General features: G+C 73.8%; 12 protein-coding genes. 11 read left to right on the forward strand and 1 reads right to left on the reverse strand.

Translation table 11 applies throughout. The features are described 5' to 3' along the window. The first annotated feature begins 135 nt into the window (after positions 1-135). From LG632_RS25185 to LG632_RS25230, 10 genes are all read left to right on the forward strand, one after another. Entirely contained in the window at positions 136-501 is a 366-nt protein-coding gene (locus LG632_RS25185) for a hypothetical protein (protein ID WP_226729840.1), read from the forward strand. A gap of 307 nt (positions 502-808) precedes the next feature. Further along, positions 809-2,149, forward strand: coding sequence for an ABC transporter substrate-binding protein (locus LG632_RS25190; RefSeq protein WP_226729841.1), 1,341 nt, complete (start codon positions 809-811; stop codon positions 2,147-2,149). Positions 2,150-2,163: 14 nt separating this feature from the next. Continuing rightward, positions 2,164-3,138 (forward strand): carbohydrate ABC transporter permease, encoded by a 975-nt coding sequence (locus LG632_RS25195; RefSeq protein ID WP_374203575.1) that lies wholly within the window; start codon positions 2,164-2,166, stop codon positions 3,136-3,138. Continuing rightward, a complete protein-coding gene (locus tag LG632_RS25200) occupies positions 3,135-3,968 on the forward strand; it encodes a carbohydrate ABC transporter permease (protein ID WP_226729842.1) in 834 nt (277 codons plus the stop codon). The genes LG632_RS25195 and LG632_RS25200 overlap by 4 nt, the downstream gene beginning before the upstream one ends. A 51-nt stretch (positions 3,969-4,019) precedes the next feature. After that, a complete protein-coding gene (locus LG632_RS25205) occupies positions 4,020-7,046 on the forward strand; it encodes an alpha-mannosidase (RefSeq protein ID WP_226729843.1) in 3,027 nt (1,008 codons plus the stop codon). A 97-nt stretch (positions 7,047-7,143) separates the two neighbouring features. After that, the gene (locus LG632_RS25210; RefSeq protein WP_226729844.1) at positions 7,144-9,168 is read left to right on the forward strand and encodes an NADPH-dependent 2,4-dienoyl-CoA reductase; all 2,025 of its coding nucleotides are present in this window, start codon (positions 7,144-7,146) and stop codon (positions 9,166-9,168) included. Positions 9,169-9,227: 59 nt separating this feature from the next. Further along, a complete protein-coding gene (locus tag LG632_RS25215) occupies positions 9,228-9,641 on the forward strand; it encodes a PaaI family thioesterase (protein WP_226729845.1) in 414 nt (137 codons plus the stop codon). A 263-nt stretch (positions 9,642-9,904) separates the two neighbouring features. Further along, complete coding sequence (locus LG632_RS25220) at positions 9,905-10,648, forward strand: DUF4142 domain-containing protein (protein WP_226729846.1); 744 nt, start codon at positions 9,905-9,907, stop codon at positions 10,646-10,648. A gap of 14 nt (positions 10,649-10,662) precedes the next feature. Then, positions 10,663-12,108, forward strand: coding sequence for a DUF1996 domain-containing protein (locus tag LG632_RS25225; RefSeq protein WP_226729847.1), 1,446 nt, complete (start codon positions 10,663-10,665; stop codon positions 12,106-12,108). A gap of 121 nt (positions 12,109-12,229) precedes the next feature. Further along, a complete protein-coding gene (locus LG632_RS25230) occupies positions 12,230-13,006 on the forward strand; it encodes an RNA polymerase sigma factor (protein WP_226729848.1) in 777 nt (258 codons plus the stop codon). 73 nt (positions 13,007-13,079) lie between these two features. Here LG632_RS25230 and LG632_RS25235 read toward each other — a convergent pair whose 3' ends face one another. Then, positions 13,080-14,255 (reverse strand): PucR family transcriptional regulator, encoded by a 1,176-nt coding sequence (locus LG632_RS25235; protein ID WP_226729849.1) that lies wholly within the window; start codon positions 14,253-14,255, stop codon positions 13,080-13,082. Between the two features lie 450 nt (positions 14,256-14,705). On the opposite strand from LG632_RS25235, the gene LG632_RS25240 reads away from it, so the two are divergent. Continuing rightward, the coding region (locus tag LG632_RS25240) for a hypothetical protein (protein ID WP_226729850.1) at positions 14,706-15,437 on the forward strand (732 nt) is incomplete at its 3' end.

The following is a 15,437-nucleotide window of genomic DNA, read 5'->3' on the forward strand; positions in this document are numbered from 1 at the left end:
GGGGGGGCCCCCGCCCCCGCCCCGCGCGACGATCGTCGCGCGGGCCGACGACTTTGGAGGACGGCGCGCGGCCCCGCCCCCCTGCGAAGGTCTGATCGTCAGCAGATCGGACCAGCAGTACGGAGGAACAGGGCGATGGCGCAGCGCAAGGGATGCTTGATCGGGTGCGGGGTGGCGCTGGTGCTGTTCATCGGCCTGATCGCGGCCCTGGTGTTCGGTCTCGGCGCGGTGGTGGACGTCGCGGGCAAGACCCTCGTCGACCCGTCCGTCTACGAGGCGGTCAAGGTCGGTGACCAGGAGAGCGACGTCCGCGACCGGCTGCCCTCGGGCGAGACCTTCGTCAAGGACGCCCTGAAGGACGGCGGCCCCGCCGAACCGGCCGGCTCCGCCTGCTCCTGGTACCTCTCCAGCGCCGACCCCAAGGGCGGCGAGGAGATGGTGTTCCGGTTCTGCTTCAAGGACGGCAAACTCGCCGAGAAGGTGCAGTACGCGATGAAGTAAAGCGCATTAGTGCGGGATTCCCGGCCATTCGCCGAACCGTCGATAAGAAGTCAAACTCCCGTCGGCGGCCGTACCGGCAAGGGAATCGCCCGCCCTCGCGGGGCGCCCGCGACTAAAGCGCATCAGCGCAGCCGAACCGCACGACGACCACCGCGCCCGGCGCCCTCACCGGCCCGGGCGGGAGGAATTCCCGGGGAAGCACTGTCAGCCACCCGGGGCCCGGTCGCATTGACGGCCTCCGGGACGGGCGTACAGCCTGGTCCGCGCTCTTTCGGCGGCGCGGACCAGACTCCCGGAGGCGGCTGGCATGACACCTTCGCACCTGACCCGGACGGGTATCGCCGTCCTCGCGGCGGCCGTCCTCGCGACGGTCCCCGGCTGCGGGCTCGGCGGGGGGCCGGGCCAGGGGGAGGACGCGACCCGCACGGGGCGGGTGGCCGGGACGGTCACCTTCCGCACCCTCCAGCTCAAGCCCGTCCACACGGGGTACGTGCAGGGCGTCATCGACGCCTTCGAGAAGAAGTACCCGGACGTGAAGGTGGTCTGGGAGGACGTCCCCGGCGACGGCTACAACGAGAAGCTCGTCGCCGACGCCCAGGCCGGCGCCCTCCCCGACGTCGTCAACCTCTCCACCGACTCCTTCCAGCTCCTCGGCGACCGCGGCATGCTCGCCGACGTCGCCCGGCTCGACCCGGAGGCGGCCCGCGACTACGTCCCCGGCGCCTGGGAGCAGTTCAAGCTCCCCGGCAAGGGCCAGGGCGTCTACGCCTACCCCTGGTACGTGACCCCGGAGATCCTCACGTACAACAAGGAGCTCTTCGCCGAGGCCGGCCTCGACCCGGCCCGGCCGCCCACCAGCGTCGAGGAGTTCTTCGACCAGGCCGAACGGATCGCGGCCCGCTCCGGCGGGCGGTACGCCGCCTTCATGGCCGACCCCAAGGGGCGCCTGCCCGGCGACTGGCAGAAGATGGGCATCCCGCTCCTGAACGACGCCCGGGACCGGTTCGTCTTCGACACCGAACGGGCCGTCGGCTGGCTGACCCGGATGAAGGACCTCTACGCCAAGGGCGCCATGCCCAAGGAGTCCCTCCTCAAGGCCGACGACGTCAACCAGCTCTACGGCAGCCGCAAGCTGGTCTTCGGCCCCGGCTCGCCCGGGTTCGTCAAGGACGTCAAGCGCAACGCGCCCCAGGTCTACGCCGGCACCCAGGTCGCCCCGGCCGTCACCGGCAGCCTCGGCCACATCGGGATCTACGCCCAGTCGCTGGGCATCAAGCGCACCACCGAACACCTGGACGCGGCCCTGGAGTTCGCCAAGTGGGTCACCAACGGACCCAACCAGGTCGCGTTCGCCCGCCGGGCGACCATCTACCCCTCCAACGCCCGGGGCCTGGACGACCCGTACTTCTCCGACCGCGGCGACGGCACCGACGCCGAGACCGTGGCCCGGGCCGTGGGGGCGGAGCAGCTGCGCACCGCCCAGCTCGACGCCAACACGCCGGTGGAGTGGACGAACCAGGTCGGTGACGCGGTCGTGCGGGAGGTGCAGAAGGCCATCACGGGCGAGCAGGACCCGCGCACGGCCGTACGACGGGCCCAGCAGGAGGCCAACCGGCTGCTCGCCGCCGCGAACGCGGGCGGCAGGTGACCGGGGCCGGGGAGGTGAGCGGGGCCGGGGAGGTGAGCGGGGCGCGGCGGGCGACCGGGGCGCGGCGGGCACCCGCCCCGCCGGCACCCGCCCCGCCGGCGGCCGGCCGGGCGCCGCGGCACCGCCCGTGGTGGACGCCGTACCTCTTCCTCGCCCCCGGCCTGGTGACGGTGACGCTGTTCAGCCTGTGGCCGTTCGTGAACACCGTGGTCCTCTCCCTCACGGACGCCCGGATCCTGCGCGGCGGCCACTTCGTGGGCCTGGCCAACTACACCCGCGCCCTGGCCGACGACGACTTCTGGGCCGCCACCGCGAACAGCGTGCTGTACCTGGTGGTCGTCGTCCCCGCGCTGGTCCTGCTGCCGCTCGCCCTCGCCGTGCTCGTGCAGGCGAAGGTGCCCGGCATCGGGCTGTTCCGGTCCGCGTTCTACACCCCGGTCATCGCCTCGGCCGTGGTCGTCGGCCTGATCTGGCAGTGGGTGCTGCGCAGCGACGGCCTGGTCAACACCGTCCTGCAGCGGCTGCGGGTGATCTCCGAGCCGGTCCCGTTCCTCACCGACAGCCGGTTGCTGCTGTGCTCCGCGATGCTGGTGACCGTGTGGAAGGGGCTGGGCTACTACATGGTCTTCTACCTCGCGGCCCTCGCGAACGTCCCGGCCTCCCTGTACGAGGCCGCGGCGCTCGACGGCGCCGGAGCCGCCCGGCGCTTCTTCAGCGTCACGGTCCCCCAGGTGAAGCCCATGATGCTGCTGGTCGGCACGCTCTCCGCAGTCTCGGCGCTACGGGTGTTCACCGAGATCTACATCCTGGGCGGGGAGAGCGGCGGCCCCGGCGGCGGCGCCCGCACCCTGCCCTTCCTGATCCGCCAGGTCGGCCTCGGCTTCGCCGGCGAGACCGGCTACGCCGCGGCGATCTCCGTCCTGCTGTTCCTGCTGACGCTCGTCTTCAGCCTGCTCGGCAGGCGGCTGTCGAAGGGCGACGACGCGTGAGCGGGCCCCGCCGCCGCGCCGGCGCAGGGCGGGCCGGCCGCTACCTCGCGCTGCTGCTGATGCTGGTGGTCATGGTCGGGCCGGTGGCCTGGCAGTTCGCGACCTCGCTGCGGGGGCGGACCGAGAACGTCTACGCCGGCCTGCTGCCGCAGCGGCCCACCTTCGACAACTACCTGCGCGTCGCGGAGTCCTTCCCGCTCCCGCAGTACGTCGGCAACACCCTGGTCGTCGCGGCCCTCTCCGTCACCTCGAACGCGGTCTGCGCGGCGATGGGCGGCTACGCCCTGTCCCGGACCGGCTGGCGCGGCCGTACGGCGGTGTTCACGGTGCTGGTGGCGAGCCTGATGTTCCCCTTCGAGTCCGTGATGGTCTCGATGTTCCTGATCGTGCGCGGCATGGGCCTGGTGGACACGCTCGTCGGGGTGTGGCTGCCCGGCGCGGTGTCCGTCCTCAACCTGATGATCATGCGGGCGGCGTTCCTCGCCGTACCGCAGGAGATCGAGGAGGCCGCGGTCCTCGACGGCGCCGGCGAATGGACCCGGTTCACGCGGATCTTCCTCCCGGGTGCCAAGGGCGCCCTCGCCGTCGTCTGCATCACCAGCTTCATGGGCGCCTGGGACGACTTCCTGTGGCCGCTGCTGGTGCTCACCGGCAGCGAGCACCACACCCTGCAACTGGGGCTGAAGACCCTGGCCGGCACCACCACCGTCACCGACCAGCGGATCGTCGCGGCCGGGGCGATGACCGCACTGCTGCCGATGGTGCTGCTCTTCCTCGCCCTCCAGCGTTACTTCTTCAAGGGCGTCGGCGAGGGCGCCGTGAAGACCTGAACCCCCGCCCGTTCACCCGCCCCACGCCTGTCGACCCTCACAGGAGCCCTCATGCACGACGACCGCCGCATCACCGAACAGCGCCTGCGCCGCGTCCTGGCCGAACGCGTCCGGCCCGCCGTCCACTCCCACCGGCTGCCGCTGACCGTCGAGCGCTGGGACGTGCCCGGCGAGCCCGTACCGGTCGCCGAGGCGCTCGCCGCGCCGTACGGGCCGTGCGCGGTCGGCGACGCGTGGGGGCCGGCCTGGGGCACCACCTGGTTCAAGGTCACCGGCACCGTCCCCGCCGAGTACGCCGGCCGCACCGTCGAGGCCGTCCTCGACCTCGGCTTCGACCGCATGATGCCCGGCTTCCAGTGCGAGGGCCTGGTCCACGGGGCCGACGGCAGCGAGCTCAAGGGCCTCAACCCGTACAACGACTGGGTGCGGGTCGCCGACCGGGCCGAGGGCGGCGAGCGGATCGAGTGGTACGTCGAGGCCGCCGCCAACCCCGTGCTGGTCGCGCACACCCCGACGTACGAGGGCGACCGGCGCACCAGCGGCGAGCAGCCGCTGTACCGGCTGGCCCGGATGGAACTGGTCGTCTTCGAGACCGAGGTCTGGGACCTCGTCCAGGACCTCGACGTCCTCGGCGAGCTGATGGACCAGCTCGACGCCGCCGACGCCCGCCGCTACGGGATCCTGCGCGCGGTCGAACGCGCCCTGGACGCCCTCGACCTGGAGGACGTCCCCGGCACGGCCGCGGCCGCCCGCGGTGAGCTGGCCGGCGTCCTCGCGACCCCCGCGGCACCCTCCGCGCACCGGATCAGCGCGGTCGGGCACGCCCACATCGACTCGGCGTGGCTGTGGCCGCTGCGGGAGACCGTCCGCAAGGTGGCCCGCACCACCGCCAACGTGGTCCAGCTGATGGACGACCACCCCGAGTTCGTCTTCGCGATGTCCCAGGCCCAGCAGCTGGCGTGGCTCAAGGAGCACCGGCCCGAACTGTTCGAGCGGATCAAGAAGAAGATCGCGGACGGGCAGTTCGTGCCGGTCGGCGGCATGTGGGTGGAGTCGGACACCAACATGGTCGGCGGCGAGGCCATGGTGCGGCAGTTCCTCTACGGCAAGAAGTTCTTCCTGGAGGAGTTCGGGATCGAGCCGCGCGAGGTCTGGCTGCCGGACTCCTTCGGCTACACGGCCGCGCTGCCGCAGATCGTGCGGCTGGCCGGGGCCCGCTGGTTCCTGACGCAGAAGATCTCCTGGTCGCAGACCAACCGCTTCCCGCACCACACCTTCTGGTGGGAGGGCATCGACGGCACCCGGGTGTTCACCCACTTCCCGCCCGTCGACACCTACAACTGCGACCTGGGCGGGGCGCAGCTGGCCCACGCCGCCCGTAACTACCGCGAGAAGGGCCGCGGTTCGCGTTCCTTGGCCCCCTTCGGCTGGGGTGACGGCGGGGGCGGGCCGACCCGGGAGCACCTCGCCCGGGCCCGCCGCCAGCGCGACCTGGAGGGCTCCCCTCGCGTCGAGATCGAACGCCCCGACGCCTTCTTCGAGGCGGCCCACGCCGAATACCCCGACGCGCCCGTATGGGCCGGTGAGCTCTACCTGGAGCTGCACCGCGGCACCTACACCTCGCAGGCCCGGGCCAAGCAGGGCAACCGGCGCAGCGAGTCGCTGCTGCGCGAGGCCGAGCTGTGGGCCGCCACCGCCGCGGTGCGGGTGCCCGGGTACGCCTATCCCTACGAGGACCTGGAGCGGATCTGGAAGACGGTCCTGCTCCACCAGTTCCACGACATCCTGCCCGGCTCCTCCATCGCCTGGGTGCACCGCGAGGCCCGGGCGACGTACGTCCAGGTCCGCGAGGAGCTGGCCGCGCTCACCCTCGCCGCGCAGCTCGCCCTGGCCGGGCAGGGCACCACCCCGCTCGTCTTCAACTGCGCCCCGCACGCGCGGCGCGGCGTCCCGGCGGGCGGCGCGGGCCTGCCCGTGCCCGCCGAGGTCCCGGTGACGGTGGAGGAGCGGCACGGCGGCGGATACGTCCTGGCCAACGGCCGGCTGCTGGTCGAGGTCGACGGCCGGGGCCTGCTGGTGTCGGCGTACGACCTGCGGGGGCGGCGCGAGAGCGTGGCTCCGGGCGCGGCGGCCAACCTGCTGCAGATCCACCCCGACTTCCCCACCATGTGGGACGCCTGGGACGTCGAGGCGTTCTACCGCAACAACGTCACCGACCTGGTGGACGTCGACGCGCTGGAGGTCACGCAGGACACCCCCGAGGCGGCCACGGTCACGGTCACCCGCTCCTTCGGTTCCTCGACGGCCACCCAGTCGGTCACCCTGCGGGCCGGCTCCGGGACGGTGGACCTGACCACGACGGTCGACTGGCACGAGCGCGAGAAGTTCCTCAAGGCCGCCTTCCCGCTGGACGTGAGCGCCGAACGGACCGCGTCCGAGACCCAGTTCGGCCATGTGTTCCGGCCCACCCACACCAACACCTCGTGGGACGCGGCCAAGTTCGAGATCTGCGCGCACCGCTGGATCCACGCCGAGGAGCCCGGCTGGGGCGTGGCCCTGGCCAACGACGCGACGTACGGCCACGACGTCACCCGTTCCGTCCGTCCGGACGGCGGCCGGACCACCACGGTCCGGCTCTCCCTGCTGCGCGCCCCGCGCTACCCCGACCCGGAGACGGACCAGGGCACCCACACCCTGCGCCACGCCCTGGTCCCGGGCGCGACGATCGACGACGCGGTGCGCGAGGGGCACTGGCTGAACCTGCCCGAGCGTGTCGTGCCCGGCGCCGGCCCGGTCGCCCCGCTGGTCGCCGTCGACCAGGACGCGGTGGTCGTGGAGGCGCTGAAGCTGGCCGAGGACCGCAGCGGGGACGTGCTCGTCCGGCTCTACGAGTCCCGCGGCGGCCGGGCCTCGGCCGTGCTCACGCCGGGGTTCGAGGCGGTCGCCGCCACCGCGACCGATCTGCTGGAGCGGCCCTTGGACGGCACCGCGGTGGGGCCGCTGGGCGAGGACGGCACGGTGGGGCTCAGCCTGCGCCCGTTCCAGATCGTCACCGTGCGCCTGCGCCGGGCGACGTGACCGACGCCGCACGCCAGCGATTATGCACTTAGTTGCATAAGGGGGGCCTCCTCGCTTACAACAGGGTGACCACACCCGCGCGAGGAGGCGCCTCCCCATGACCCCCCAGAGCCAGTACCCCCACCTGCTGAGCCCCCTGGACCTCGGCTTCACCACCCTGCCGAACCGCGTGATCATGGGCTCGATGCACACCGGTCTGGAGGAGCACGAGCGCGGCTTCGAGCGCCTGGCCGCCTTCTACGCCGAGCGCGCCCGCGGCGGCGTCGGCCTGATCGTCACCGGCGGCATCGCCCCCAACGACGCCGGCCGGCCCCTCGAAGGCGGCGCCCGCCTGACCACCGAGGCGGAGGCCGAGGAGCACCGCGTGATCACCGAGGCGGTGCACGCCGCGGGCGGGAAGATCGCGATGCAGATCCTCCACTTCGGCCGGTACGCCTACCACCAGGACCTGGTCGCCCCCTCTGCCCTGCAGGCACCGATCAGCCCCTTCGTCCCGAACGAGCTGACCGACGCCGAGGTCGAGCAGACCGTGGAGGACTTCGTCCGCGCCGCCCGCCTCGCGCGGTCCGCCGGCTACGACGGCGTCGAGATCATGGGCTCCGAGGGCTACCTGATCAACGAGTTCGTCGCCGCCGCCACCAACCGCCGCGAGGACCGCTGGGGCGGCTCCTACGAGAACCGGGTCCGCTTCCCGCTGGAGATCGTCCGGCGCACCCGCGAGGCCGTCGGCGAGGACTTCATCCTGATCTACCGCCTGTCCATGCTGGACCTGGTGCCCGGCGGCTCCACCCTCGACGAGGTCGTGCAGCTCGCCAAGGAGATCGAGGCGGCCGGCGCCACCATCATCAACACCGGCATCGGCTGGCACGAGGCCCGCATCCCCACCATCGCCACCTCCGTCCCCCGCGCCGCCTACACCTGGGTCACCCGCCGGCTGATGGGCGCCGTCAGCGTCCCCCTGGTCACCAGCAACCGCATCAACACCCCCGAGGTCGCCGAGCAGGTGCTCGCCGAGGGCCGCGCCGACCTGGTCTCCATGGCCCGCCCGTTCCTCGCCGACGCCGACTTCGTGGCCAAGGCCGGGGCCGGTCGGCCCGAGACCATCAACACCTGCATCGGCTGCAACCAGGCCTGCCTCGACCACACCTTCAGCGGCCGGATCACCAGCTGCCTGGTCAACCCGCGCGCCTGCCACGAGACCGAACTCGTCCTCGGCCCCACCCGCACCCGCAAGCGCGTCGCCGTCGTCGGCGCCGGACCCGCGGGCCTGGCCTGCGCCGTCTCCGCCGCCGAACGCGGGCACGGCGTCACCCTCTTCGAGGCCTCCGACCACATCGGCGGGCAGCTCGACATCGCCCGCCGGATCCCCGGCAAGGAGGAGTTCGCCGAGACCATCCGCTACTTCGCCACCCAGCTGGCGGAGCACGGCGTCGAGGTGCGCCTGGGCACCCGCGCCGACGTGGCCGCCCTGGCCGGCTACGACGAGGTGGTCGTGGCCACCGGCGTCACCCCCCGCATCCCCGACATCGAGGGCGTGGACCGCCCCGACGTCGTCAGCTACCTCGACGTCCTGCGCGACGGCGCCCCCGTCGGCCGCCGCGTCGCGGTCGTCGGGGCCGGCGGCATCGGCTTCGACGTGGCCGAGTACCTGACCGACAGCGGCGAGGGCGCCGGCCAGGACCCCGAGGTCTACTTCCGCCACTGGGGCGTGGACACCGCCTACCGCGGCCCCGGCGGCCTCACCGCCCCCGAGCGGCCCGCGCCGCCGCGCGAGGTCCACCTGCTCCAGCGCAAGACCACCAAGGTCGGCGCGGGCCTCGGCGTCACCACCGGCTGGATCCACCGGGCCGAGATCAAGCACCGCGGGGTGGTCACCGTCGCCGGCGCCACGTACGAGCGCATCGACGACGAGGGCCTGCACATCACCGTCGACGGCGAGCAGCGGCTCGTGCCCGCCGACACCGTGGTCCTGTGCACCGGCCAGGAACCGCGCCGCGACCTGTACGAGGAGCTGCGCGCCGCCGGCATCGAGGCCCACCTGATCGGCGGCGCCGACGTGGCCGCCGAGCTGGACGCCAAGCGGGCGATCCGCCAGGGCACGGAACTGGCCGCCCGCCTCTGACGGCGCCCGCGCGGAAGGGGTGTTGTGGCGGCCCGCGCCGGGCCGCCACAATCGCGCCTGTGACGCTGACACCCGCAGACGCCGAGAAGATCCTCACCGACAACTTCGCGCCCTGGGTCCTGGCCCTCGGCCTCACCGTCCAGGAGACCGGCGACCGCCACGCCGTCCTGCGGCTGCCCTGGTCCGACGCGCTCGCCCGGGACGGCGGCGGCATGAGCGGACAGGCCCTGATGGCCGCGGCCGACACCGCCACGGTCATCGCCGTCTCCGCCGCCCGCGGCGGCTACGGGCCCATGACGACGGTCCAGCAGTCCACCAGCTTCCAGCGCCCGGTGACCGGCGCCGACGTCCTGATCGACGTACGCCTGACCAAACTGGGCAAGCGGATGGCCTTCGCCGACATCACCATGACCGCCGACGGCGACACCGAACCCGCCGCCAAGGCCAGCACCGTCTACGCCCTGCTCGGCTGAGCACGGGCGCACCCCCCCGGCCCGCTTCCGGCCCGGCCTGACCCTCCCGGCACCGCCCGCGACGCGTGGGCGGTGCCGGACTATATCAGCCGTCCGAGTGCTTGCCCGGATGTTTATCCGATGGTGATGGACCCGTAGTCCTGGCACCACACACGGCACTAGCGTCCTTTCGCACCCCGGGAGTTCGGGTGCGCACCCGGCGGCTGTCCGCCGCCCCCATGCCCCACGCGCCCCCCTCCCGGCCCCTGAGCGAGGAGGGCACTGTGCTGTCTCTGCGTCGACGGTCCGTCGGCACCCTGTCGGCCGCCACGCGCTACGCAATCGCCAGCGGCGTCGTGATCGGCGCCCTGACCCTGACCCTGATCGCGCTGCTCGTCCCCGTGGACTCGTACGGCGACCGGACCCCCGTGGCCGCCGCCGCACCCGCCGCCGGGGACGACGGCGCCGGAACCATGAGCACCCCCTACGGCCCGCTGACCGCGCAGGACCGCGACTTCGTGCGCAAGGTCCGCCTCGCGGGCCTGTGGGAGCTGCCCGCGGGCCGCCAGGCCCAGCAGCGCGGCACCCGCGCCTCCGTCCGGCACGCGGGCGACCATCTCGTCGAAGGCCACACCGAGTTGGACCGGCGCGTCATCGAGGTCGGCCAGGCCCTCGGCCTGGACCTGCCCAACCAGCCCAACGCACAGCAGCAGGGCTGGCTGGGCGAGTTGGAGCGGGCCCGCGGCGACGACTACGAACGCCGCTTCGTGCAGCTCCTGCGCCAGGCCCACGGCAAGGTCTTCACCCTGGTGGCCCAGGTCCGCGCGCAGTCCCGCAACACCATGGTCCGCCAGCTGGCCACCGACGCCAACTCCACGGTCCTGGACCACATCACGGTGCTGGAGGACACCGGGCTGGTCGATTTCGACGCTCTGCTCGCCGACGCCGCCGCGCCGCCCGCCTCCCCCCGTGCCACCCCCGCCGGCGCCCCGGCGCCCGCCCGTTCCCGTCCGACGTCCGCCCGATGAAGTGAAGTGATCGCATGAGTCGACAGGGCCACAAACGCCCTCGGTTGTCCCGCAAGGCCCTCGCGCTCGTCGCCGCCCTGACCCTCGGGGCGGCGGGAGTGACCGTCGTCGCCCAGCAGGCCTCCGCCGGCATCGCCGGACGCGGCGGCGACCGGGCCTCCCTGGTGACCGCCACCATCGACTGCCCCGACGTCGGCGACCGGCTCCGCGAGGTCCCCGACCAGGCCAAGGCCCAGGTCGACGAGAGCCTCGCCCGGCTCGACGGCCAAGTGGCCGACGCCTACGGCGAACTGGCCTCGGGCGCGGCCACCGGCGCCCAGCAGCAGCGCGACCTCCTCGAGGACCTGGAGCGCCGGCGCGGCCGAACCATCACCGAGCTGGCCGACGCCATCGGCCGGGTCACCCGCCGCCCCGACGACCTCCAGGCACTGAGCCGGTGCCGGATGAAGCAGACCCCGCCCGAGGAACTGGCCGTCGCCGACGAGGCGGACGGCACCGGGGCCAACGGCGGCGGAGCGGACGGCGGCGGGCAGGCGCAGGGCCTGGCCGCCCGGTCCGGCGCAGCTCCGGCCCGGGCCGGCGGACCGAGCAGGAGCGACTTCGTCGCCATCACCTCCGTCAAGCCGAACGTGCGCCGCCCCGCGCCCGGCCGGAACGCCTCGACCGGCTCCCTCTCCGTGCGCTGCGGCCGCAACGAGAACGGCCACTTCAACCCCGACAACGTCATCGTCGCCCCCGGCGTCGGCAACGGCGCCCACCACATGCACGACTACGTCGGCAACGTCTCCACCGACGCCTTCTCCACCAACGACAGCCTCGCCGCCGCCGGCACGACCTGCACCAACGGCGACCAGTCGACGTACTACTGGCCCGTGCTGCGGCTGCGCGACGGCCGCCAGGAACGCGACGCCGCCGCCCCCGGCGGCGGCAAGGACGGCAACGTGGGCACGATCCTGCGGCCCAAGCAGGTGACCATCGATTTCAAGGGCAGCCCCGCCGGCCCGGTCACGGCCATGCCCCGCTTCCTGCGCATCATCACGGGCGACGCCAAGGCGTTCACCAACGGCAACGCCAACGCCAACGCCTCCTGGAGCTGCACCGGCTTCGAGGACCGCCAGCTCAAGGACAAGTACCCGGTCTGCCCCCAGGGCAGCGACGTCGTGCGCACGTTCACCTTCCAGAGCTGCTGGGACGGGCGCAACACCGACAGCGCCAACCACCGCACCCACGTGGCCTTCGCCGACAAGGACGGCCGCTGCAAGAAGGGCTTCAAGGCCCTGCCGCAGCTGGTCCAGCGCATCGTCTACGGCATCCCGCAGGGTGCCCGCTTCGCCGTGGACAGCTTCCCCGAACAGCTGCACAAGCCCGTCACCGACCACGGGGACTTCATCAACGTGATGAACGACCGCCTGATGAACGAGGCCGTCCGCTGCATCAACAGCGGCCGCACCTGCCGCTGACCCACCGAGCCCCCGGCGCGGACGCGCGCCCCGCACCTCCCCGTCCGCCCGCGTCCGCGCCGGGAAAGGGTGCCGGCCCGAAGCCGAGTTCGGGCCGGCACCCGCGTCCCCAAGGAGTGTCATGACCGGTGCCCGGGAAAGAACGGAGCCGGCCGAGGCCGGCGACCTCGAACTGACCCGCCTCCTGCGCGAGGCCTACGCGGCGGGCGCCGCGGACCCGGCCGTCTGCGACGTCCTCTACCGACGGCACCGGGGCGCGGCCCTCGCCTACGCGCGCACCTGCTGCCGGGCCCCGCAGGACGCCGAGGACCTCGTCTCCGAGGCCTTCCTGCGCACCTTCCAGGCCGTCCGCGCCGGGGCCGGACCGCAGGGGCCCTGGCGGGCCTATCTGCTGGCCGTGGTCCGCAACACCGCCGTCCAGTGGCGTGCCGGCGACCGCCGGCACCTGCTCACCCCCGACTTCGAGAGCCGGCCCTCGCCCGCCGGCGGCGACCCGCAGCGCCTGTGGCTGGCCGACGAGGACCGCCGGCTGGTGGCCCGTTCCTTCCACACCCTGCCCGAGCGGTGGCAGGCCGTGCTGTGGCACACCCTGGTCGAGGGCGGCTCGCCCCACGAGGTGGCCCAGGTCCTGGGCATCACCCCCAGCGCCGTGACGTCCCTGGCCTTCCGCGCCCGCGAGGGGCTGCGGGAGGCCTATCTGCGCGCCCACGTCGCCCCGGCCACCGACGGCACCGCCGAGGACGGGGACCGCTGCCGGCACTACGGCGCCCTCCTCGGCGCCGCCGTCCGCCGCGGCGGCCCCCGCTCGGCCGCCCTCGTACGGCACCTGACGGCCTGCCGGCCCTGCACCCGGGCGTACGCCGAACTCCTCGACCTCAACGCGGCCCTGGCCGCGTGACGACGACACGACGGTGGCCCTCCCCCGGACCGTCCGGGGGAGGGCCACCGTCACGCGGCCGGCCGCTGCGCCGCTAGAGGCCGTTGACGCGGGCCATCCGCGCGCCCAGCCCCAGGGGCCGGAACTCCGTGGTCACCGGGCGCACCCGGCGGCCGACGCGGGAGTGCTGACGGCGTACCTGGGCCATCAGCCGGCGGCTGCGCAGGGCCATCTCCAGCTCGAACCGGGTCCGCGGGTCGCGCAGATCCGCGCCGAAGAGCTTCTCCAACTGCCGCATCCGGTACCGCACCGTCTGCGGGTGCACGCTCAGGGCCTTCGCCGCCTCCGGCGCGCCACCGCCCTCCAGCCAGGCCAGCAGGGTGACCTCCAGCCGCTCGCTCTGCCGCGGGGTCAGATCGGCGAGCGGTCGCAGCCAGCGTGCCGCCAGGGCGTGGGCGAGCGGTTCGTCCTGGAGCAGCATCAGCGTCGAGAGGTGGTCGTCCACGAACTCGGCCCGCGCGTCGGGCCCGTTGCGGCCCGGCGAGAGGGCCAGCAGGCGCGAGGCCCAGCGCAGCGAGGAGGCGGCGTCGCGGAGGGGGACGGGATGGCCGACGGCGGCGAAGCGTCCGCGCAGGGCGAGTTCGAGCGCGCTACGGCGGTCCCCGTCCGGGCTGGGCACCAGCAGGCACGGCTGGCCGCCGGCCAGGCCCGCGAGGGCGTCGTCCAGGGCGGCGGCCAGCTGCTGGGTCTCGCCCGGCGAGGCCAGGGCGACGGCCCTGACGGCGGCCGGCGGCGGCCAGCCCGCCGCGGCGGCGAGTGCGGCCAGGTCACGGTCGGTCGGGGCGCAGTCGCCGGTCAGGGCGAGGAAGAGCTCCTGGCGGGCCCGGTCGCGGTCCGGCGGGAGGGAGCAGCCGTCCGGGGCGTGGTCGTGCGGTTCGTCGTGGCCGCGGGCCCGGTCGCGCTCCTGGAGGGGCGCGGGCGGGTCCGCGGGGCGGTCCTGGTGTGCGGCGGGGTGAGCGGAGCGGTGGTCGACGGCGGCGGGCTCCTCCGTGATGCGGTAGCCGAGGGCCACGAGCAGGGCCTGCTCGACGGCCCGAACGAGCAGTTCGTCATCGATGGCATCGATGTCTTCGCCGAGCGCTGCGCGACCGTGCGGGCCATGGAGGAGTTCCTCGACCAACTTCGCGGCCAGCGCGGGAAGTTCCCTGCGCAGGACACGGGTCCACTCGCCGCGCGGGCGGGACCAGATGCGGTTCAGAAGTTCGCACATCGTTACCTCGTTCATGCCGGGGTAGGGCCTGCCGGCTGGGGGAGGTGACAGGCCCGCCGAGGCCCCGACCTCGCCCGGATCCTCGGATCCGGCAAGGGAGTTGGGGCCTCGCACTCCCTCTGGGAGGGCTCCCCCCGGCGGCGGTCCCGCGGTTTTGCCGCGATTTTGCCGCCGGGGGCGCGGAGAGCGGCGGACGGCAGGGGTTCGCCGTCACAGCAGCACCACTGGAACCGAATCCTCCGTGGTTACACGATGTGATGGCGACGCGGGTGCGAGAACTTGTCACATTTCGATAAATCCTGTGGAGGCGTTGCGAAGCTCAACGATGCTTCAGGCACTCCGGCCCAGGCGCGTGGGTTTCACAGCGCGGCCGCGCAGTCTCGACTACAACCCCGGGGTGCCGAGCGCGAGGTGGAGCCTCGGCGCCACCCGGGCGCACGGGAGAACTCGATGCCCCTGTCCCAGACGCACCCGCCCCGCCCCCATCGGGCCCGCCGCCGCAGGCGCCACGCCGGAGCGGCCCGCACCGCCACCGGCCGGCGCGCCGCCCGGCGGCCGCCCCTGCTGCCCGCCGCCGGCCGGTCCCGTTCCGGCGCGCTCTACGCGGGTGGCGCCGCCCTGCTGCTGACCCTGGTCGTGGCGGCCCGCGCCGGCGCCCTCACGCACCTGTGGGACTTCCTCGACTTCGGGGCGGGCGTGCTCTCGCTCGTCTCGCTCACCGCCACCGTCCTGTGGGGACTGGTGGCCACCGACCGGGTGGTGCTCGACTCCGGCCACCGCCTCCTCGCCCAGGGCGTGCACCGCGGCCTCGCCGTCGCGGGACTGGGCTTCCTCGGCCTGCACGTCTGGGTCAAGGTGGCGCAGGGGCGGACCGCCGCGGCCGCCGTCGTCCTGCCGTTCGCCGACGCCGACCGGCCCGTGCTGATCGGCCTCGGTACGCTCGCCGGCTACCTCTTCCTGAGCGTCGCCGTCTCCGGCGCGGTGCGCAGCGCCTTCGCCACCCCGCGCCGCTCCCCGCTGTGGCGGGCCCTGCACATGGGCGCGTACCCGGCCTGGGGAGCCTCCCTGGTCCACGGGCTCAAGGCCGGCCGGTCCGCCGATGCCTGGGTGACGGTGGCGTACGCCGTGTGCCTGGCGGGCGTGGCCCTCGTCCTCGCCCACCGGGCCCGCGAGCGGTTGCGC

The organism is Streptomyces antimicrobicus (assembly GCF_020532625.1).
GTDB classification, from domain to species: Bacteria; Actinomycetota; Actinomycetes; order Streptomycetales; family Streptomycetaceae; genus Streptomyces; species Streptomyces antimicrobicus.

What these genes read in the sequence shown, in the direction of transcription:
- LG632_RS25185 (WP_226729840.1), top strand. Translation starts at nt 136, where the DNA reads ATGGCGCAGCGCAAGGGATGCTTGATCGGGTGCGGGGTGGCGCTGGTG.
- LG632_RS25190 (WP_226729841.1), top strand. Translation starts at nt 809, where the DNA reads ATGACACCTTCGCACCTGACCCGGACGGGTATCGCCGTCCTCGCGGCG.
- LG632_RS25205 (WP_226729843.1), top strand. Translation starts at nt 4,020, where the DNA reads ATGCACGACGACCGCCGCATCACCGAACAGCGCCTGCGCCGCGTCCTG.
- LG632_RS25210 (WP_226729844.1), top strand. Translation starts at nt 7,144, where the DNA reads ATGACCCCCCAGAGCCAGTACCCCCACCTGCTGAGCCCCCTGGACCTC.
- LG632_RS25225 (WP_226729847.1), top strand. Translation starts at nt 10,663, where the DNA reads ATGAGTCGACAGGGCCACAAACGCCCTCGGTTGTCCCGCAAGGCCCTC.
- LG632_RS25230 (WP_226729848.1), top strand. Translation starts at nt 12,230, where the DNA reads ATGACCGGTGCCCGGGAAAGAACGGAGCCGGCCGAGGCCGGCGACCTC.
- LG632_RS25235 (WP_226729849.1), bottom strand. Translation starts at nt 14,255, where the DNA reads ATGTGCGAACTTCTGAACCGCATCTGGTCCCGCCCGCGCGGCGAGTGG.